Origin of the sequence: Mycobacterium sp. E1747 (assembly GCF_001667775.1) — a bacterium.
In the GTDB taxonomy this organism is placed as follows: Bacteria; Actinomycetota; Actinomycetes; order Mycobacteriales; family Mycobacteriaceae; genus Mycobacterium.
Genome location: NZ_LZJI01000249.1, coordinates 1 through 19,979, shown reverse-complemented (window position 1 = coordinate 19,979; position 19,979 = coordinate 1). Strand labels below are relative to the sequence as shown.

The 19,979-nt window shown below is 70.1% G+C and carries 19 protein-coding genes and 1 pseudogene; 10 read left to right on the top strand and 10 right to left on the bottom strand.

From position 1 onward, the window contains the following. Positions 1-50: 50 nt before the first annotated feature. The gene (locus A5695_RS26280) at positions 51-926 is read right to left on the bottom strand and encodes a hypothetical protein (RefSeq protein WP_068089595.1); all 876 of its coding nucleotides are present in this window, start codon (positions 924-926) and stop codon (positions 51-53) included. A 164-nt stretch (positions 927-1,090) separates the two neighbouring features. After that, a complete protein-coding gene (locus A5695_RS26275) occupies positions 1,091-3,211 on the bottom strand; it encodes an acyl-CoA dehydrogenase (protein ID WP_068089592.1) in 2,121 nt (706 codons plus the stop codon). A gap of 336 nt (positions 3,212-3,547) precedes the next feature. On the opposite strand from A5695_RS26275, the gene kstR reads away from it, so the two are divergent. Further along, the gene (gene kstR / locus A5695_RS26270; protein WP_067279200.1) at positions 3,548-4,144 is read left to right on the top strand and encodes a cholesterol catabolism transcriptional regulator KstR; all 597 of its coding nucleotides are present in this window, start codon (positions 3,548-3,550) and stop codon (positions 4,142-4,144) included. 15 nt (positions 4,145-4,159) lie between these two features. On the opposite strand, the gene A5695_RS26265 is transcribed toward kstR, so the two are convergent. Beyond that, positions 4,160-5,239: a LacI family DNA-binding transcriptional regulator gene (locus A5695_RS26265; RefSeq protein WP_068089589.1), complete on the bottom strand. Its 1,080-nt coding sequence runs from the start codon at positions 5,237-5,239 to the stop codon at positions 4,160-4,162. A gap of 129 nt (positions 5,240-5,368) precedes the next feature. On the opposite strand from A5695_RS26265, the gene A5695_RS26260 reads away from it, so the two are divergent. The 6 genes from A5695_RS26260 to A5695_RS26235 all read left to right on the top strand — a co-directional run bounded on the left by A5695_RS26260 (position 5,369) and on the right by A5695_RS26235 (position 11,085). Further along, complete coding sequence (locus A5695_RS26260) at positions 5,369-6,295, top strand: metal ABC transporter solute-binding protein, Zn/Mn family (protein ID WP_068089586.1); 927 nt, start codon at positions 5,369-5,371, stop codon at positions 6,293-6,295. Next, positions 6,292-7,113, top strand: coding sequence for a metal ABC transporter ATP-binding protein (locus tag A5695_RS26255; protein WP_068089583.1), 822 nt, complete (start codon positions 6,292-6,294; stop codon positions 7,111-7,113). The genes A5695_RS26260 and A5695_RS26255 overlap by 4 nt, the downstream gene beginning before the upstream one ends. Beyond that, the gene (locus A5695_RS26250; protein ID WP_068089579.1) at positions 7,110-7,970 is read left to right on the top strand and encodes a metal ABC transporter permease; all 861 of its coding nucleotides are present in this window, start codon (positions 7,110-7,112) and stop codon (positions 7,968-7,970) included. Before A5695_RS26255 ends, A5695_RS26250 begins: the two co-directional genes overlap by 4 nt. A 182-nt stretch (positions 7,971-8,152) precedes the next feature. Then, entirely contained in the window at positions 8,153-8,911 is a 759-nt protein-coding gene (locus tag A5695_RS26245; RefSeq protein WP_068089576.1) for a LamB/YcsF family protein, read from the top strand. Beyond that, on the top strand, positions 8,911-9,828 hold the full coding sequence (locus tag A5695_RS26240) for an MBL fold metallo-hydrolase (RefSeq protein WP_068089574.1): 918 nt from the start codon (positions 8,911-8,913) through the stop codon (positions 9,826-9,828). Before A5695_RS26245 ends, A5695_RS26240 begins: the two co-directional genes overlap by 1 nt. A gap of 15 nt (positions 9,829-9,843) precedes the next feature. Then, complete coding sequence (locus A5695_RS26235) at positions 9,844-11,085, top strand: SLC13 family permease (RefSeq protein WP_068089571.1); 1,242 nt, start codon at positions 9,844-9,846, stop codon at positions 11,083-11,085. A 189-nt stretch (positions 11,086-11,274) separates the two neighbouring features. Here A5695_RS26235 and A5695_RS26230 read toward each other — a convergent pair whose 3' ends face one another. The 6 genes from A5695_RS26230 to carD are packed head-to-tail and all read right to left on the bottom strand — an operon-like array spanning position 11,275 to position 16,315. Continuing rightward, on the bottom strand, positions 11,275-12,252 hold the full coding sequence (locus A5695_RS26230) for a glycerophosphodiester phosphodiesterase (protein WP_068089568.1): 978 nt from the start codon (positions 12,250-12,252) through the stop codon (positions 11,275-11,277). Between the two features lie 5 nt (positions 12,253-12,257). After that, positions 12,258-13,190 (bottom strand): 23S rRNA (guanosine(2251)-2'-O)-methyltransferase RlmB, encoded by a 933-nt coding sequence (gene rlmB, locus A5695_RS26225; RefSeq protein WP_068089565.1) that lies wholly within the window; start codon positions 13,188-13,190, stop codon positions 12,258-12,260. Next, on the bottom strand, positions 13,190-14,599 hold the full coding sequence (gene cysS / locus A5695_RS26220) for a cysteine--tRNA ligase (protein ID WP_068089562.1): 1,410 nt from the start codon (positions 14,597-14,599) through the stop codon (positions 13,190-13,192). The genes rlmB and cysS overlap by 1 nt, the downstream gene beginning before the upstream one ends. A gap of 48 nt (positions 14,600-14,647) precedes the next feature. Next, positions 14,648-15,127 (bottom strand): 2-C-methyl-D-erythritol 2,4-cyclodiphosphate synthase, encoded by a 480-nt coding sequence (gene ispF, locus A5695_RS26215; protein WP_068089559.1) that lies wholly within the window; start codon positions 15,125-15,127, stop codon positions 14,648-14,650. Next, complete coding sequence (ispD, locus tag A5695_RS26210) at positions 15,124-15,810, bottom strand: 2-C-methyl-D-erythritol 4-phosphate cytidylyltransferase (protein WP_068089556.1); 687 nt, start codon at positions 15,808-15,810, stop codon at positions 15,124-15,126. Before ispD ends, ispF begins: the two co-directional genes overlap by 4 nt. Before the next feature lie 16 nt (positions 15,811-15,826). Further along, entirely contained in the window at positions 15,827-16,315 is a 489-nt protein-coding gene (gene carD / locus A5695_RS26205) for an RNA polymerase-binding transcription factor CarD (RefSeq protein ID WP_007166539.1), read from the bottom strand. A 296-nt stretch (positions 16,316-16,611) separates the two neighbouring features. On the opposite strand from carD, the gene A5695_RS26200 reads away from it, so the two are divergent. Genes A5695_RS26200 through disA form a run of 3 tightly spaced genes read left to right on the top strand, consistent with a single transcriptional unit; the run spans position 16,612 to position 19,750 of the window. Then, positions 16,612-17,178 (top strand): hypothetical protein, encoded by a 567-nt coding sequence (locus tag A5695_RS26200; protein ID WP_068089553.1) that lies wholly within the window; start codon positions 16,612-16,614, stop codon positions 17,176-17,178. A gap of 59 nt (positions 17,179-17,237) precedes the next feature. After that, complete coding sequence (gene radA / locus A5695_RS26195) at positions 17,238-18,680, top strand: DNA repair protein RadA (protein ID WP_068089550.1); 1,443 nt, start codon at positions 17,238-17,240, stop codon at positions 18,678-18,680. Next, complete coding sequence (gene disA / locus A5695_RS26190) at positions 18,677-19,750, top strand: DNA integrity scanning diadenylate cyclase DisA (protein WP_068089546.1); 1,074 nt, start codon at positions 18,677-18,679, stop codon at positions 19,748-19,750. The genes radA and disA overlap by 4 nt, the downstream gene beginning before the upstream one ends. On the opposite strand, the pseudogene A5695_RS26185 reads toward disA, so the two are convergent. Further along, positions 19,747-19,979 (bottom strand): annotated as a pseudogene (locus A5695_RS26185) (hypothetical protein); the annotation flags it as partial. The gene disA and the pseudogene A5695_RS26185 overlap by 4 nt on opposite strands.

Sequence of the window (19,979 nt, the reverse complement as noted above, 5' to 3'; positions counted from 1 at the left end):
TGCCAGTAAGGGGCTGCGGAACTACAGGCTCGATGACCGGCCATCCGCGGTCATCCCGCTAACGGGGCTTGGGCCGCTCCCTCGAGCCGGCAACCTCGAGCGATGAGCGCCCGCCTGACCTGCGCGATGATGTCCTGTGGCTTGTCCTCGGCGATCACCCGAATAACGACCCAGCCCATGTCCGCAAGCTTTCGCAGCCGCCACTGGTCCTTGACGTATTGACGCCGATCGCTGCGGTGATGGTCACCGTCATACTCGACGGCCACGCCGAACTCCGGCCAGCCCATGTCGAGGATGGCCACAGGCCGGTACCCGTCGAGCACCGGTATCTGGGTGATCACGGTAGGCAAGCCGGCATCGTTGAGCAGAAGCCTCAGCCAGGTCTCCTTCGGCGACGCGGCACCGCCGTCGACAAGGGGCAGGACCGAACGCAGCCGGCGCAACCCGCGAGCAGCGGGATATCGCTCGGCGAGCAGCAGCACATCGTTCTTGGAATACGGCGTCGCCCGCATCAATGCGTCGAGACGGGCGACCGCCTGCCCGCGGGACAGATACCGGCCCAGATCGTACGCCGTTCGCACGGCGGTGGTCACCGGTAACCCTGCGATACAAGCGGTCTCGTCGTCGGCGAGCAACTGCTCGCGCGCGACCACTCCGCGCGGCGGCCGCGTATTTGACCAGACCACCTCGATGGGGACGTCGTCGTCAACCCACCGAGCACCGTGCAAGGCCGAAGCCGCGACGCCCGCTATCGTCGCCCTGCGCCGGGACCACAACCAGGCGCCTTCGGTCCTGTCCCGCAGCGAAAGTTGTTGCCGTTTCGGGGCATACACGCCCGGGTAGATCGGCGCATACCAACGTCGCAGTTCATGGCGCGTCACCACTCCGCGCGCCACGGCTTCGCTACCGATCAACACCCCGCCCATGGGCCGAATGGTGGCCCAGGGCACCGACAACTCGGCGAGCCGGTAAATCTGCAGACAAAGTGCGAGTAAGGGACTGCCAAATTACAGGCTCGACGAAAGGCGGTCAGTCTCGACGAGAGGCGGTCAGTCTCGACGAAAGGCGGTCAGTCTCGACGAGAGCCCCTCTAGCGCGGCAGGCCGAGGAGCCGCTCGGCGGCCACGGTGAGCAGGATCTGCTCGGTGCCGCCGGCGATGGTGAGGCAGCGGGTGTTGAGGAAGTCGTACACCGCGTGGTTGCGGACCAGCCCACCACCGTCGGAGACGTCCATCATGAACTCGGCCAACGCCTGCCGGTAGCGCACGCCGATGAGCTTGCGGACGCTGGACTGCGCCCCCGGGTCCTGCCCGCCGACGGCGAGCTGCGCGATCCGCTGGTCCAGCAGCGCGCCGGTTTGGGCGATGGCGATCAACCGCCCGAGCCGGTCCTGCTGCGCGGCGTCGAGGTCGAGCTCGCCCAGCACCTTGAGCAGCTCCTCCATCGGGTTGCCCAGCGCGGTGCCGGTGGCCATCGCGACCCGCTCGTTGGCCAGCGTGGTCCGGGCCAGCCGCCAGCCGTCGTTCACCGCGCCGACCACCAGCTCGTCGGGCACGAACACGTTGTCCAGGAAGACCTCGTTGAACAGCGAGTCACCGGTGATCTCGCGCAGCGGGCGGATCTCGATGCCCGGCGAGCGCATGTCCACCAGGAAGTAGGTGATGCCCTTGTGCTTGGGGGCATCGGGGTCGGTGCGCGCCAGGCAGACACCCCAGCGGGCCTTGTGCGCCGCCGACGTCCACACCTTCTGCCCGCTGAGCAGCCAGCCACCCTCGCCACGAACCGCCTTGGTGCGCAGCGACGCCAGGTCGGAGCCGGCCCCCGGCTCGGAAAACAGCTGGCACCAAAGGAATTCACCGCGCAGGGTGCCCGGCACGAAGCGTTCGATCTGTTCCGGCGTGCCGTGCTCGAGGATGGTCGGCGCCGCCCACCAGCCGATCACCAGATCCGGGCGGGCCACGCCGGCGGCCGCCAGCTCCTGATCGATCAGCAATTGTTCGGCCGGTGACGCGCCGCGCCCGTGCGGGGCCGGCCAGTGCGGCGCCTGCAGCCCGGCGTCGGCCAGCGCCGCCTGCCGCTTCCCTTCGGGCAGCGCGGCGATCTCGGCGACGGCCGCGGCGATCTCCGCGCGCCGGCCCTCGACTTCGGTGAGGTCGATCCCGAGGCGGCGCCGCACACCGCCCTGGGTCAGTTCGGTGACCCGGCGCAACCACCGTTCGGCACCGCCGAGGAATCCACCGATGGCGTGCGCTCGCCTCAGGTACAGGTGCGCGTCGTGCTCCCAGGTGCAGCCGATGCCCCCGAGCACCTGGATGCAGTCCTTGAGGTTGGCCTTGGCGGCAGTGATGCCGATGCTCGCGGCCAGCGCGGCCGCGATGGAGAACTGGTCTCGATCGGGATCCGCTGCGGCGCGGGCGGCATCGGCGGCGGCCACCTCGGTTTGCTCGGCGCGGCACAGCATCTCCGCGCACAGATGCTTGACGGCCTGGAAGCTGCCGATCGGCTTGCCGAACTGCTCGCGGACCTTGGCGTAGTCGACGGCGGTGTCCAGTGCCCACCGGGTCAGGCCGGCCGCCTCGGCGGCCAGCACGGTGGCCGCCAGTTCGTCGACGCGCTGGCGCGACGCCGAGACGGCGGCCGGCGCCGACGTCAGCACCACCCTGGCCAACGGGCGGGAGAAGTCGGTGGCCTCCAGCGGCTCGACCTGTACGCCGTCGCTCTCGGTGTCGACAAGGAGCCACTTCCCGTCGGCCGGCACTAGGAGCACACCGCCGTCGGCCGCGCCGAGCACCAGCGGCAGCGTGCCCGACGCCCTCGACGTTTGGTCGTCGAACCGGGCGTCGCCGCCCAGCGCCAGCCCGGCGAAGCGTTCGCCGGCGGCCAGTGCCGCCAACAGTTCGGGATCGGTGACGACGAGCGTCGCCAGCGCCGTCGTCGCGACCGGGCCGGGGACCAGCGCCTTGGCCGCCTCCTCCACCATGGCGCACAGATCCTCGACGCTGCCGCCGGCGCCGCCGTGGTCCTCCGCGATCGCGACGCCGAAGATGCCCAGCTCGGCAAGGCGGGCGAAGACCGGGCGCCACGCGTCGGCATCACCCTGCTCGACCTCGCGGATCGCCGTCGTCCCGCCCGTCCCCGACGTCGAATTGCGGGCCCAGTCGCGCACCAGGGCACGCGCGGCGAACTGCTCGTCTGTGACGGTCGCTACCACCCTCGGGACCTCCCCGTCGTTCGACTCGACGTGACTCGGGGCCTACGACCCCTAGCCATCGATTCTCCTGCTCGGCTCGGGTCGCTGCGCAACCGGCCTCGTCGCTGACTAGAACGTGTTCTAATAGTGCCAGCGATCGACCGTCAAGTCGAACGCCATCACAGCAGCACACGCGGCTGTCCCGGCGGTACGGAGGTGGGAAATTCACACTCAGCATGCGTATCGTTTGCAAGCGTGCCGCCAGGAACAGGAGCAACCCGCCATACGCCAGCCAGTGCCGGTTCGAGGGCCGGCGCGAGTCGCGCTTCAGACTCGCAGCCGCGCGAGGTGACGAACGTGGCGGTACTGGCGGAATCCGAACTCGGCTCGGAAGCACAGCGGGAACGGCGCAAGCGGATCCTAGACGCCACCATGGCGATCGCGTCGAAGGGCGGCTACGAGGCGGTCCAGATGCGCGCCGTGGCCGACCGCGCCGACGTGGCGGTGGGCACGCTGTACCGGTATTTCCCGTCGAAGGTGCACCTGCTGGTGTCGGCGCTGGGCCGTGAGTTCAGCCGCATCGACGCCAAGACCGACCGGTCGTCGGTCGCCGGCGGTACGCCGTTTCAGCGGCTGAACTTCATGGTCGGCAAGCTCAACCGCGCGATGCAGCGCAATCCCCTGCTGACCGAGGCCATGACGCGCGCCTATGTGTTCGCCGACGCGTCGGCGGCCAGCGAGGTCGACCAGGTCGAGAAGCTGATCGACTCGATGTTCGCCCGCGCGATGGCCGACGGCGAACCGACCGAGGACCAGTACCACATCGCCCGGGTGATCTCCGACGTGTGGCTGTCCAACCTGCTCGCCTGGCTCACCCGCCGGGCCTCGGCCACCGACGTCAGCAAGCGGCTGGACCTGGCCGTGCGGTTGCTGATCGGCGACCAGGACTCCTAGCCCCCGAAGACACGGCTAAGCCGGCGGACCGGCGGTGCGGCCCCGGATCAGCTCGGTGTCCAGGATCTCGAGGACAGGCAGGCCCGACCGCGGCGGGCGCAGCAACAACTCCCCCGCCCGGCGGCCCTTCTGCAGGCTCGGCTGCGCCACCGTGGTCAATCCCCGGCCGATCGCATCTGGCACACCGTCGAAACCGGTGACGGTCATCTGGCCGGGCACATAAATGCCATGTGCGCGAAGGTAGTCCATGGCCGACAGGGCCAACATGTCCGCCGTGCACAGCAACGCGGTGATCCGGGGATTGGCCTCGAGGGCGACCTTGGCGGCGATTCCCCCGGACTCGGGGAGATGCTCGTAGCTTTCAACCACGGTCAGCGCATCGGGGTCGACACCGGCAGCCGCCATCGCCTCCCACACGCCGACGATGCGTTCGCGCTGCACGTCGAACGCCGGCGACCGCAGGCGCTCGGCGTCCACCAGCCCCTGCCGGCGGTCCCGGCCCAGCCGCATGGTCAGCAGCCCGATCTCGCGATGCCCCAGCCCGAGCACGTAGTCGGCCAGCTCACGCATCGCCGCCCGGTCGTCGATCCCCACCCTGGACACACCGGAGAGGTCCTTCGGCTGGTCGACGACCACGACCGGCAACCGGCGCTGCAGGACGACCTGTAGGTACGGGTCCTCGTCGCACACCGAATACACCACGAAACCGTCCACGCCGGCGCCGAGCACCGCACCGGTCCCGTCCTCCATGCTGCGGCCCGGCCCGACGGCCACCAGCAGCAGGCCCTGCCCCAGCTCTTCGCACGACTGCGCGACTCCGGCGACGAAATCCCGCGCCGCCGGGTCACTGAAGAAATAGGGCAGCGGCTCGGCCATCACCAGGCCGACCGCGCCGGCCTTGCGGGTGCGCAGCGAGCGCGCCACCGGGTCGGGACCGGCGTATCCCAGCCGCTTTGCGGTCGCCAGCACGCGTTCGCGCAGGTCGGCGGAGAGTTGATCCGGCCGGTTGAAGGCGTTCGAGATCGTGGTGCGCGAAACCTTCAGTTCGTCCGCCAACGACGCCAGAGTCGCACGCCGGCGCGGTCCGGGACTCACAGTCGGTGACGCTACAACGAATCCGCATGCGCGCCTACGCGGCTTGCACTCGCGACTTTGTAATGGAAACGATTTTCATTAGTATTATGGGTCGGCCGACCGGCCGGCGAGAGGACATCGGACGCAGGCATGGCGCTGAGGCGAGGACGAATCGCGGTCGCCGGCGCGCGGCGTTGGCTGCCCGCGGTGCTGGTCCTGCTCGCCGCCGGCACGGGCTGCGGCGGCCCGGCGCACCCGCGGGCGGCCGCGGTTGTGGCCTCCACCGGAGTCTGGGGCAGCGTGGCCAGCGCGATCACCGGCCGCCACCTCGCGGTCAAGTCCATCCTCACCGGGGCCGACACCGACCCGCACTCTTACCAAGCCAGCCCCGCGGACGCCGCGGCCATCACCGACGCCACCCTGCTGGTGTACAACGGCGGCGGTTACGACCCCTGGGTGGACCAGGTCCTGGCCGAGCACCGCGGAGTGAAGGCGATCGGCGCCTATTCCTTCCACAAGGACTCGGGGGAGCAGCCCGCCAACGAGCACGTCTTCTACGACCTCGACGTCGCCAAATCGGTGGCCTTCGCCGTCGCCGACCGGGTCGCCGCCATCGACCCCGCCCACGCCGCCGACTACCGGGCCAACGCCGCCGCGTTCTGCCGCGGCGCCGACGCGATCGCCATCTCCGAACACGCCATCGCCAGCGCCTACCCCGGCACCGGGGTCATCGCGACCGAACCCGTCGGCTACTACCTGCTGGCGGCGTCCGGTCTGGTCAACCGCACGCCTGGCGGCTTCAGCGCGGCCAACGAGAACGAGACGGACCCCTCGCCCGCCGACATGGCGTTCGTCCTCGACCTGATCGACCGCCATCAGGTGTCGGCGGTGCTGGTCAACCCCCAGACGTCGACCCCCGCGATCAACGGCGTGCGGGACGCCGCGCGACGCGCGGGCGTGCCGGTGACGGAAGTGAGCGAGACGCTGCCCGACGGCACGGATTACCTGACGTGGCAGCGCAATACGGTCAACCAGCTGCTGACCGCACTGCAGTCGCGCCGGTCAGCCCAACCGTGAGCCTCGACGCGGTCCGCGCCGTCGGCAGCCAGCCGGATATCGTCTCGCTGCGCGGTGCGCGGCTGGCGTTCGGTGACCGGGTGCTGTGGGACCACCTCGACCTGACGGTGTCGCCCGGCGAATTCATCGCCGTCCTGGGGCCCAACGGCAGCGGCAAGACGTCCTTGCTCAAGGTGCTGCTGGGGCAGCTGCCGCTGTCCGCCGGCGTCGCGCTGGTGGACGGACAGCCGACACATTCCGGCAGTGGTCGCGTCGGCTACATCCCCCAACACCGGCCGATGGACTCCGACGTGATGCTCCGGGGACGCGACCTGGTTCGGCTGGGCGTCGACGGGCATCGCTGGGGCGGCATTCCGGTGAGATCCGCCGACCGCGCCCGCCGCCGCGCGATCGTGGCCGAGGCGCTGCGACAGGTCAACGCCGAACATCTGGCGGACGTCCGGATGGGGGTGATGTCCGGCGGCGAGCTACAGCGGATCCGCGTCGCGCAGGCGCTGGTCAGCGACCCCATGCTGCTGCTGTGCGACGAGCCGCTGCTGGCCCTGGACCCCGCGAACGCCAGGCTGGTGTCCGCGCTGATCGACCGCCGCCGCCGGGATGCCGCGACCGCCGTCATCGTCGTCACCCATGACCTCAACACGATCCTGCCGTACGTGGACCGGCTGATCTATCTGGTCGACGGACGATTCCGGATCGGCACCGTCGACGAGGTGATGACCACCGAGACGCTCTCGACGCTGTACCAAGCCGACATTGCGGTGGTGAAGGTCAAAGACCGCTACGTGGTGGTCGGCGAGAGCGACTGGGCCCACCAGTGAATCACCGGCTCACCGGCGTGCTGGCACACCTGCTCGACTTCGACGTCACCGCCCACCTACTGCGCCACGACTTCGTCCAGCAAGCGCTGCTCGCCGCGGCGCTGCTGGGCCTGGTGGCCGGGCTCATCGGGCCGTTCATCGTGATGCGCCAGATGTCGTTCGCCGTGCACGGCTCCAGCGAGCTGTCGTTGACCGGAGCGGCTTTCGCGCTGCTGGTCGGCGTCGAGGTGGGGGTGGGCGCCTTGGTCGGCAGCGCTTTGGCGGCCGCGCTGTTCGGCGTGCTGGGCCGGCGGGCCCGCGAACGCGACTCGGTCATCGGCGTGGTGCTGGCCTTCGGGCTGGGCTTGGCGGTGCTGTTCATCTACCTCTACCCGGGCCGGACCGCGACCAGCTTCGCCTTGCTCACCGGACAGATCGTCGGCGTCGGCTACACCGGGCTGGGGATGCTGGCGCTGGTGTGCCTGCTCGTCATCGCCGTCATCGCGACGAGCTACCGCCCGCTGTTGTTCGCCACCGTCGACCCCGACGTCGCGGCGGCCCGCGGCGTTCCGGTTCGGGCGCTGGGCATCGTGTTCGCCGCCCTGGTCGGCGTGGTGGCCGCGCAGGCCGTGCAGATCGTCGGGGCGCTGCTGGTGATGTCGTTGCTGATCACGCCGGCGGCGGCCGCCGCCCGAGTGGTCGCCTCGCCGGCGGCGGCGATGGTGACCTCGGTCGTCTTCGCCGAGGTTTCCGCTGTGGGCGGCATCGTGCTATCGCTGGCGCCCGGCGTCCCGGTGTCCGTCTTCGTCGCGGGGATTTCCTTCCTGATCTACCTGGTCTGCTGGTCGCTGGGCCGCCGACAGGAATTCGCCGCCTGAGCTGGTCGGCACAGCCGGCCTGCGCCCGAAAGGCTCTGGTGCGTAGGCAATTCGCGATCGTGCTGCAGGCGGCGGTGTGCGCCCTTAGGCCGGCCGTACCACGATCGTCGAGCGGCAGCGCCGCGCCGGTGGACACCCGCGGTCACCTGTCGCAGGTCGGCCCCGCCCCATAAGCTGGCCGGGTGGCCCGCATCGACCTCAACGCCGACCTGGGCGAGAGCTTCGGCGTCTGGCGCCTGGGTGACGACGACGCCATGCTGCGGATCGTCACGAGCGCGAACGTGGCCTGCGGGTTTCACGCCGGTGACCCCGCCGTCCTGTTGCGGGTCTGCCGGTCTGCCGCCGAGCGCGGCGTCCGCATCGGGGCGCAGGTGAGCTATCGCGACCTGGCCGGGTTCGGCAGGCGCTTCATCGACATCGCCGCCGAGGACCTGATCGCCGACGTGGTCTATCAGATTGGCGCGCTCCAGGCGATCGCCGGCGCGGCCGGTTCCGCGGTGTCCTACGTCAAACCCCATGGCGCCCTGTACAACACGATTGTGACCAACCGCGACCAGGCGGCCGCCGTCGCCGAGGCGGTGCGGATGGTGGATCCGGCCCTCCCGGTGCTGGGCATGGCGGGTTCGGCGTTCTTCGACGAGGCCTCCCAGCGCGGCCTCCGCACGGTGGCCGAGGCATTCGCCGACCGCGCCTACCGGGCGGACGGCCAGTTGGTTTCCCGCCGCGAGCCCGGCGCGGTGCTGGGAGACCCCGCGGCGATCGCCGACCGGGTGGTGGGCATGGTGACCTCCGGCCGCGTCACCGCCAGCGACGGCACACCGATCGCGGTCACCGTGGAATCGGTTTGCGTGCATGGCGATTCGCCCGGAGCGGTACAAATCGCGACGGCCGTGCGTGACGGGCTCACGGCCGCCGGCGTCGAGATCGGCGCGTTCGGCTGATGCGGCTCAAACTCGGTCGGCCCGACATCGGGCGGTACGCGGATCGGTTCGACGCGCCCGCCGCCGAAGCCGGGTCCCTATCGGCGACGTGGATGGGCGTGGCGACGCTGCTGATCGACGACGGCTCGTCGGCGCTGCTGACCGACGGCTACTTCTCCCGGCCGAGCCTGGCGCGGGTGGCCGCCGGCAAGGTCGCGCCGTCACCGGCCCGCGTGGACGGCTGCCTGGCGCGCGCCAAGGTGTCCGCGCTCGAGGCGGTCGTCCCGGTGCACACCCACATCGACCACGCGCTGGATTCGGCGCTCGTCGCCGACCGCACCGGTGCGCGACTGGTGGGCGGACGGTCGGCGGCCAATGTCGGGCGTGGCTACGGGCTGCCCGAGGACCGCGTCCTGATCGCCGCCAGCGGCGAGCCAATCACGTTGGGCGCGTACGACGTGACGCTGGTGGAATCCCATCATTGCCCGCCGGACCGGTTTCCCGGCACCATCGACGCGCCGCTGATCCCGCCGGTCAAGGCGTCCGCCTATCGCTGCGGCGAGTCCTGGTCGACGCTGGTCCACCACCGGCCGACCGGCCGGCGGCTGCTCATCCAGGGCAGCGCCGGGTTCGTCAAGGGTGCGCTGGCCGGTCACCGCGCCGACGCCGTCTACCTGTCCGTCGGGCAGCTGGGACTACAGCCGAGGTCATACCTGACCGACTACTGGACCGAGACCGTGCGCGCGGTGCGGGCGCGCCGCGTGCTCATGATTCATTGGGACGATTTCTTCCGGCCGCTGTCAAAACCGCTGCGGGCCTTGCCCTACGCGGGCGACGACCTGGACTCCTCCATCCGCATCCTCGACGAGTTGGCCGCGCAGGACGGTGTCGCGCTGCACCTGCCCACGGTCTGGCGACGCGAAAACCCTTGGGCCTGAGACGGTTTTAATCCATTGACTTTGACCCTTGCGCTGGTGCTGCTCGCTGCCGTCCTGGCCTTCGCCGTCGTGCGCCCGCGGGGGCTGCCGGAGGCGGTGGCGGCGGTTCCCGCGGCCCTGATCGTGATCGCGGTCGGCGCCATCTCGGTGCATCAGGCGGTCGAGGAGGTGGCCGGGCTTGCCGGGGTGGTCGGGTTCTTGGGCGCGGTGCTCGTGCTCGCCAAGCTGTGTGACGACGAGGGCCTGTTCGAGGCGGCGGGTGCGGCGATCACGCGCGGCAGCGTCGGGTCGGGCGGGCTCTTGCGGCGGGTGTTCGTCATCGCCTCCTTGATCACCGCCGTCCTGAGCCTGGACACCGCGGTGGTATTGCTGACCCCGGTGGTCCTGGCCGCCGTTCGTCGGCTGCGGACCCCGGTACGGCCGTACGCTTACGCCACCGCGCACCTGGCAAACGGCGCCTCCCTGCTGCTGCCGGTATCCAATCTGACCAACCTGCTTGCGTTTCACACCGCCAACCTTTCGTTCATTCGGTTCACCCTGTTGATGGCGTTGCCGTGGCTCGGCGTGGTGGTGACGTTGTACGCGGTATTCCGTTGGTTCTTCGCCGACGACCTGCGCGTGCAACCCCATCCGGAGCAACCGGGGCCGGCGCCCCGGCCACCGGTGCTCGTGTTGGTGGTCGTGGGGCTGACGCTGGCCGGCTTCGCGGTGGCCCAGTCCGTCGGTGTGGCCCCGGCCTGGGTGGCTCTCGCCGGTGCGGCGGTGCTGGCGGCGCGCAGCCTGAGCCGTCGGCATACCTCGGTGTTCGACATCGCGCGGTCGGCCCACGTGTCATTCCTGGTGTTCGTGCTCGCGCTGGGTGTGGTCGTGCGTGCGGTCATGATCAACGGCATGGACAAGGCGATGTCGGCGGTGCTGCCGTCCGGTTCGACATTGCCGGCATTGCTGGCCATCGCGGCGGTGGCCGCCGTGCTGGCCAACGTGGTGAACAACCTGCCCGCCACCCTGGTGTTGCTTCCCCTGGTCGCGCCGAGCGGGCCGGTCGCCATTCTGGCGGTCCTGGTCGGTGTCAATATCGGACCCAACCTGACCTACGTCGGTTCGCTGTCGAACCTGTTGTGGCGGCGGGTGCTTCGCCAGCACGACGTCGACGCCGGTGTCGGCGAATACACCCGCCTCGGGGTGTGTACCGTGCCGGTGTCCCTGGTGCTCGCGGTGCTCGCACTGTGGGCGTCGGCGCGGCTGTTCGGCGTCTAGCCGATCGCCTCCCTGAATTCCACGCCCTGCTGCAGCGCTTGCGCGGCTTCGGCGATTCCTCAACGATATGGGATCGTGTCGAATTGGCTTGTGGTCTCGACCAAATCGGCCGGGTTGGCGCCCGCGCCGATCCGACATCGATGCCCGGGTCGCGACCGCCGCCACTCTGGTGAACGTGGTGCCCTGACGCTACGTCCGGTGGTAGGCGGGCGGCAGCGGCATCCCCAGTTCGGCCAGCACGCCGCGCAACAACGTCGGATAGTCGGTGATCAGCCCGTCGACCCCGTCGGCGATCAGTTCGTGCATGGCGGCCGCATCATCGACCGTCCACGGGATCACCTGCAACCCAAGCGCATGCCCGCGATCGACGTACGGTTTGCCGGTGACCAGCTGGTACCTGGGCGAGACGATGTCCGCGCCCGCAAGCTTCGCACCGATCATCGGCTCGCCGACGGCGGCGGCGTCCTCACCCGCCAGCCATGGCGAACCGGGCACCCAGGTCTCCTCGTTGTACAAGGCCACCAACGGGATTGACGGCTCGGCCCGGCGAACCAACGGCAGGGTCCGCCAGTCGAAGCTCTCGATCTCCACCTGGCTGACCTTGCCGGCCGACCTGACGGCGGCCAGGATCACGTCGACGAACTGTTGGGGCTCGGCCGAAGTGCCGGGGCGGTCGGCCGCCACCTTCGTCTCGATGTTGTACCGCACGGCGGCGCGATAGGAATCGGCGAGCGTGAAGACCTCCGACAGGATGGCTATCTTGTTGCCGCGCACCACCTCGGCGTCGGGGAACTCGGCCAGCCGCTGACCGCAGTCCAGGGTGCGGATCTGTGACAGCGTGAGCTCGTGCACCAGCTTTCCCACGTAGGGGTACTGCGGATCCCCGGCGAAGGCGGGGCCGGTGTCGGCGCACTTCTCCGGGTCGATCGTCGGATCATGCCACACCAGCGGTTGGCCGTCGCTGGTGATGTTGATGTCGAGTTCGAGTGTGCTGACGCCCAGTTCGAGCGATTTCGCGAAGGCCCGCACCGACTCCTCGGTGGTCTCCCCGCGACCGCCGCGATGCGCCTGCAGGTCGAACTCCGGCGCCAGGGCGGCCGCGGCGGGCGACGCCAGCACGACGACCGCAACCAGCGCAGCACCGAGGCGAGCGGGCCAGCGGCGCACCGCGGTTAAACCCTGCGCTGCCGGGCGATCTCGGCGAGCACCACCCCCGCGGCCACCGAGGCGTTCAGCGATTCGGCGTCCCCGGCCATCGGGATCGACACCACCTCGTCGCAGTTCTGCCGCACCAGCCGCGACAGGCCCTTGCCTTCCGAGCCGACGACCACCACCAGCGGGTCGGCGCCGTCCAGGTCGTCGACCATGGTGTCGCCGTCAGCGTCCAGGCCGATCACGCGGATCCCGCGGTCCGCCCAATCCTTGAGCGTCCGATTGAGATTGGTGGCCCGCGCGACCGGGATGCGGGCCGCCGCGCCCGCGCTGGTGCGCCAGGCCACGGCCGTCACCGACGCCGAGCGCCGCTGCGGGATCAGCACACCGTGACCGCCGAAGGCCGCGACCGAACGCACGATCGCGCCCAGGTTGCGCGGATCGGAGATGTTGTCCAACGCGACCAGCAGCGCCGGCGGGGAGTTCATGGCGATTGCCAGCAGGTCGTCGGGGTGGGCGTAGTTGTACGGCGGGACCTGCAACGCGATGCCCTGATGCAGGTGGTTGCTGGTCATCCGGTCCAGGTCGGCACGCGGCACCTCGAGGATCGAGATGCCCGAATCCGCTGCGCGAGCAACGGATTCGGTGACCCGCTCGTCGGCGTCGATGCCGAGCGCCACGTAGAGCGCCGTCGCCGGGACACCGGCGCGCAGGCACTCCAGCACCGGGTTGCGGCCGAGCACGGTTTCCGTCTCGTCGGTGGGCCGCTTGGTGGGACGCCGCGGGGGCGACTGGGCGCGCTTGGCGGCGGGATGGTTGGGTCGCAGGTGCGCGGGGGGCGTGGGACCGCGCCCCTCCAGCGCGCGCCGGCGCTGTCCGCCCGAGCCTACGGTGGGCCCCTTCTTGGTGCCCGCCTTGCGTATTGCGCCGCGGCGGCGCGAATTGCCGGCCATTACGGGGTCTGACCGGCCTGCAGCGACCACTGCGGTCCGTCGGCGGTGTCGGTGACCTCGATGCCGGCGAGCTTCAACCGGTCCCGGATCTCGTCGGCGAGCGCCCAATTGCGTTGCTCGCGTGCCTTTTCCCGGTTCTCCAGTTCGGCCCGCACCAGCACCTCGACGGCCGCGAGTGCGGCCGACGTCTCGTCACGGGTTTCCCAGCGCTCGTCGAGTGGGTCGCAGCCCAGGATCCCCATCATGGCGCGGAGCGCCCTGGCATGTTGCAGGGCGCCTTCGTGGTCGCCGGAGTCGAGGGCCCGGTTGCCCTCGGCGCGGGCGTGGTGCACCTCGGCCAGCGCGGCCGGGACCGCCAAGTCGTCGTCGAGTGCCTCGGCGAACCGTGAAGTCCACTCACCGGGCTCGACGCCGCCGACGCGGACCCGGACGCGGTGCAGGAATTCCTCCACGCCCACATAGGCTTTCACCGCATCCTGTAGGGCGGTGTCGGAGAATTCCAGCATCGAGCGGTAGTGCGCGCTGCCCAGGTAGTAGCGCAGCTCCGCCGGCCGCACGCGCTGCAGCAACGCCGGGATGGCCAGCACGTTGCCCAGCGACTTGCTCATCTTCTCGCCGCCCATGGTCACCCAGCCGTTGTGCAACCAGTAGCGGGCGAACCCGTCGCCGGCGGCGCGACTCTGCGCGATCTCGTTTTCGTGGTGCGGGAAGATCAAGTCCATCCCGCCGCAATGGATGTCGAATTCGGGACCCAGATAGGTGCGTGCCATCGCCGAGCACTCCAGGTGCCAGCCCGGACGCCCGCGGCCCCACGGCGAGGGCCACGACGGCTCACCGGGCTTCTCGCCCTTCCAGAGCGTGAAGTCACGCTGGTCGCGCTTGCCGGTCGCCACCCCCTCGCCCTGATGAACGTCGTCGACCTTGTGCCCCGACAATTGGCCGTACTCCGGATAGCTCAGCACGTCGAAATAGACGTCCCCGCACGCCGCGTAAGCGTGGCCGGTTTCGATCAGGCGGTCCATCAACTCGACCATCTGGGTGATGTGCCCGGTCGCGCGCGGCTCCGCCGACGGCGGCAGCACATCCAGGGCGTCGTAGGCGGCGCTGAACGCGCGCTCGTAGGTGGCCGCCCACTCCCACCACGGCCGGCCGGCCGCCGCGGCCTTGGCCAGAATCTTGTCCTCGATGTCGGTGACGTTGCGGATGAACGCGACGTCGCAGCCGCGCGCCATCAGCCATCGGCGCAGGATGTCGAAGGCCACACCGCTGCGGACGTGGCCGATGTGCGGCAGGCCCTGGACCGTGGCGCCACACAGGTAGATGGAGACGTGACCCTCGCGCAGGGGGACGAAATCACGCACAGCACCGGCTGCCGTGTCGTGTAGCCGCAAGCGGGCGCGATCGGTCACGACGTGCCAGCTTACCGGGTGGTTCCCGGTCGCCCGGCGCTGCGCGCCTTAGCCGCCGGGAACGATCAGCGCGGTGGCGATGGCGGCACGGCCCTCACCGCGACCGGTCAGGCCCAGCCCGTCGGTCGTCGTCGCCGACACCGAGACCGGCGCCCCCAACACCTCCGAGAGCACGCGCTGCGCCTCGGCGCGCCGCGGCCCGACCCTTGGCTGATTGCCGATCAACTGAACGGCGGCGTTTCCGACGCGGAAGCCGTCCCGCGATACCAACTCGGCCACGTGGCGCAGCATGTCGGCGCCGCTGACGCCTTTCCAGCGCGGGTCGTCGACGCCGAAGACGGCGCCGATGTCACCCAGCCCGGCGGCCGACAACAGCGCGTCGCACAGCGCATGGGCGCCCACGTCGCCGTCGGAGTGACCGGCGCAGCCGTCGGCGTCGAGGAAGAGCAGGCCCATCAGCCAGCAGGGCCGGCCCGGTTCGATCGGGTGCACATCGATGCCCAGGCCGACGCGCGGCAGACCGTTCACCGGCGCACGATCGCTTCGGCCAGCAACAGGTCGAGCGGCGTGGTGATCTTGAACGCCAGCGGGTCGCCGTCGACCACCTGGACCTGCCCCCCGACATGCTCGACGAGCGACGCGTCGTCGGTGAAGTCGGCCGTGCCCGCCCGCTGATATGCGCGCATCAGCAAGTCCCGGGCGAAGCCCTGCGGTGTCTGCACGGCGCGCAGGCCGGCCCGCTCGGGCGTGCCCAGGACCACACCGTTGGCGTCCACGGCCTTGATGGTGTCATGCAGCGGCAGCGCGGGCACGACGGCGGCGTGCCCGGCTCGCAGGGCGTCCACCACGCGCACGATCAGCGCGGGGGGCGTGAGGGCGCGGGCGGCGTCGTGCACCAGGACGAAGTCGGGGTCGCCGGCTAGGGCCGCCAGCGCCAGGCTCACCGACGTCGTGCGGTCGGGCCCGCCGGCGACGACGGTCGCCCGTTCGCCCAGGGATCGCTTGGCTTCGTCGACGCGGGCCGCCGGGACCGCGACCACCACGTGGTCGACGACGTCGGATTTCAGCAAACCGCCGACGGCACGGTCCAGCAGGGTGCTCCCGTCGATCTCGCAGAAAGCTTTCGGCATGCCGGCGCCGAGTCGTTCTCCCGACCCTGCGGCCGGAACCACTGCTACGACCGTGCCCGAGGAGACCGTCCCCGTGACCACCGAAGCGTCAGGGCCTTCAGGAAGCGGCGGCCAGGACCTCGTCGAGGATGGTTTCCGCCTTGGCGTCGTCGGTGCTCTCGGCGAGGGCCAATTCCCCGACCAGGATCTGGCGGGCCTTGGCCAACATGCGCTTCTCGCCGGCGGACAGGCCGCGTTCCTGGTCGCGACGCCACAGGTCGCGTACTACCTCGGCCACCTTGTTGACGTCACCGGATGCCAGCTTCTCGAGGTTGGCCTTGTATCGGCGCGACCAGTTGGTGGGCTCTTCGGTGTGGGGAGCGCGCAGAACCTGGAAGACCTTGTCGAGGCCCTCCTGGCCGACGACGTCGCGGACACCGACGTACTCAGCGTTGTCGGCGGGAACTCGAACGGTCAGGTCTCCCTGCGCCACCTTCAAGACGAGATATTCCTTTTGTTCCCCTTTGATGGTGCGGGTTTCAATCGCCTCGACTAACGCAGCACCGTGATGCGGGTAAACAACGGTGTCGCCGACCTTGAAGATCATCTGATTCGAGCCCCTTTCGTTACTTCAGTCTAACACGGCCACCCAATCGCGCGTGGAGCAACGATGCAGGTCAGGGGCACAACACGCGCACATTAGGGGTTGACAGGGGGAGCAGAACGTGCAGTGATGCACATTACCCCTGGCATTTTTCGGCCTCGAGAGCGGCCCCTGAGCGTCCTGACGGGGCCCCCGAGACGGCCCTCCTGGCTGGTCCCGAGCCCCGCGCTACCGCGCGCGAAAGCTTCCTACTACTGTGCATAGTTGCATCCGTCGAACGGCACAGCAGGAGGCATTGAGTGAACCGCTTCGAGATCGGCCTCCCCCTCCGCGCGCCGGCGCTGACCGCTCGGGCGGTGCTCGTCGGCCTCATTGCGGTGGTCGCGGCGCTCCTGTGTGGCTGCGGGGCCGGCCAGGTCTCGCAGATGGCCGTCCAAGAGCCCGCCATCAACGGCAACAAGGTGACCGTCAACAACGTGGCGCTGCGCGACATCCGCATGCAGGCGCCGCAGACCGGGGCCTTCGTGGAGCCCGGACAAGCGGTCGACCTCATGCTGGTGGCCATCAACCAGTCGCCGGACGTGCCGGACAGGCTGGTGAGCATCACCAGCGACGTCGGCTCGGTGACCCTGAGCGGCGACGGCCGGCTGCCCGCGGGCGGCATGTTGTTGATCGGTACCCCGGAGGGGCAGAAGGTAGCGCCCGGCCCGCTGGGCTCCAGCAATGCGGCCAAGGCGACCGTGATGCTGGCCAAGCCGATCAGCAACGGACTGCTGTACAACTTCACGTTCAACTTCGAGAAGGCCGGTCAGGCCACCGTCCAGGTGCCCGTTTCGGCCAAGTTGGGCCCGGCGCAGCCAAGCTAGGCGGGGGCAACCGCCTGTCACAGCCGGGATTTGTCGTACCGGCTCGATACCGTCATGGCGTGGCAAATCCGCGCTCCCAATACCGCTGCTCCGAATGCCAGCACGTGACCGCCAAGTGGGTGGGCCGCTGCATGGAGTGCGGCACCTGGGGCGCGGTCGACGAGGTGCCGGTGCTGAGCGCCGTCGGCGGCCGGCGCGCGGTCATCGCGTCCGCTTCGGCCTCGCCGCCGGTCCCGATCACTTCCGTCGAGCCCAACGCCAGCCGGCACCGCTCGACCGGGATCGGAGAGCTCGACCGGGTGCTCGGCGGCGGTGTGGTGCCGGGTTCGGTCACGCTGCTGGCGGGCGATCCGGGCGTGGGCAAGTCGACGCTGCTGCTCAAGGTGGCCCATCGCTGGGCGCTTTCGGGCCGCCGCGCGCTGTACATCTCCGGCGAGGAGTCGGCCGGGCAGATCCGGCTGCGTGCGGATCGGACCGGCTGCGGCGCCGACGAGGTCTACCTGGCCGCCGAATCCGACGTGCACACGGTGCTGGACCACATCGCGACAGTGCAGCCGGCGCTGGTCATCGTCGATTCCGTGCAGACCATGTCCACGACCGAGGCCGACGGCGTCGCCGGCGGCGTCACGCAGGTGCGCGCCGTCACCGCCGCCTTGACCGCGGCCGCGAAGGCCAACGGCGTCGCGCTGATCCTGGTCGGCCATGTCACCAAGGACGGGGCCATCGCGGGACCGCGCTCGCTGGAACACCTGGTCGACGTCGTGCTGCATTTCGAGGGCGACCGCAACGGGGCGCTGCGGATGGTTCGGGGCGTCAAGAACCGGTTCGGCGGGGCCGACGAGGTCGGCTGTTTCCTGTTGCATGACAACGGGATCGAGGACGTGTCCGATCCGTCGAACCTCTTCCTGGATCAGCGGCCGGCGCCGGTCGCCGGGACCGCGATCACCGTGACGCTGGACGGCAAGCGACCGCTCATCGGGGAGGTGCAGGCACTGCTCACGCCCAGCCTTTCAAAGCCGGGGGGCGGCTCGCCGCGCCGCGCCGTCAGCGGGATCGACCACTCGCGGGCCGCGATGATCAGCGCGGTGCTGGAAAAGCACGGCAGGCTGGCCGTCGGTGTCAACGACGTCTACCTGTCCACCGTGGGCGGCATGCGGTTGACCGATCCCTCCTCGGATTTGGCCGTCGCGATGGCGCTGGCGTCGGCCTACGCCGACCTGCCGTTGCCCACGACGGCGGTGATGATCGGCGAGGTGGGCCTGGCGGGCGACCTGCGGCGGGTCGGCGGCATGGAACGGCGGCTGGGCGAGGCGGCGCGTCAGGGATTCAGCATCGCGCTCATCCCCGACGGCGACGACCCGCGGCGCGAGATCGTGCCGAGCGGGATGCGGGCGCTGCGCGCACCGACCATCGCCGCGGCGCTGCAACACATGAAAGCCATCGCCGGGCCGCGCACCGGCTGGACGCAAAACGCCCTGGGGCCGCACAATGACACGCTGTGACACGTCCGACACTGCGTGAGACCGTCGCCCGCCTGGCACCGGGCACCGGGCTGCGAGACGGCTTGGAACGCATCCTGCGTGGCCGCACCGGTGCGCTGATCGTCATCGGCAACGACGAAAACGTCGAGGCCATCTGCGACGGCGGCTTCGCCCTCGACGTTCGGTACGCGCCGACGCGGCTGCGGGAGCTGGCGAAGATGGACGGCGCCGTGGTGCTGTCCACCGACGGCAGCCGCATCGTGCGGGCCAACGTGCAACTGGTGCCGGATCCGTCGATACCCACCGACGAATCGGGGACGCGGCACCGGTCAGCGGAACGAGCGGCGGTTCAAACCGGTTACCCGGTGATCTCGGTCAGCCATTCGATGAACATCGTGACGGTCTACGTGGGCGGTGAACGCCACGTGGTGGCCGATTCCGCGACCATCCTGTCGCGGGCCAACCAGGCGATCGCGACGCTGGAGCGGTACAAGACCAGGCTCGACGAGGTGAGCAGGCAACTGTCGCTGGCCGAGATCGAAGACTTCGTCACGCTGCGCGACGTGATGACGGTGGTGCAGCGACTGGAGCTGGTGCGGCGGATCGGCTTGGTGATCGACGACGACGTCGTCGAGTTGGGCACCGACGGGCGCCAACTGCGGCTGCAGCTGGACGAGCTGCTGGGCGGCAACGACATCGCGCGGGAATTGACCGTGCGCGACTACCACGCCAGCCCGGAGCCGCTGTCCAAGGCGCAGATGACGGCGACGCTAGACGAGCTGGACGCCCTCTCGGACACCGAGCTGCTCGAACTCACCGCGCTGGCAAAGGTTTTCGGCTATCCGACCACGGCCGAGGCGCAGGACTCGGCTGTCAGCCCGCGCGGCTACCGAGCGCTGGCCAGCATCCCGCGGCTGCAGTTCGCCCACTCCGACCTACTGGTCCGCTCGTTCGGGACGCTGCAGGGCCTGCTGGCGGCCAGCGCCGGCGACCTGCAATCGGTCGAGGGCATCGGCGCGATGTGGGCCCGTCACGTGCGGGAGGGGCTGTCGCAGCTCGCGGAGTCGACGATCGCCGACCCGCTGAGTTAACCCGCGGGAACCGGGGCCGGGGGCGCCTCCGGTGGCGGCGCGGCCGCGGGCTGACCCGGCCCGGGCACCGGACCCGGCGGCGGAGGTGGCTGGTTCAAGATGAACGGGACCGGCTGGGAACGCAGGTTGCCCAGCTGCACCACGAGGTTGTAGGTGCCCGGCCCGATCGCCGGCCGCGGCAGCGGGCAGTGCGGCGCCGACCCCATCCCCGTCCACGTCACCGCGGTCG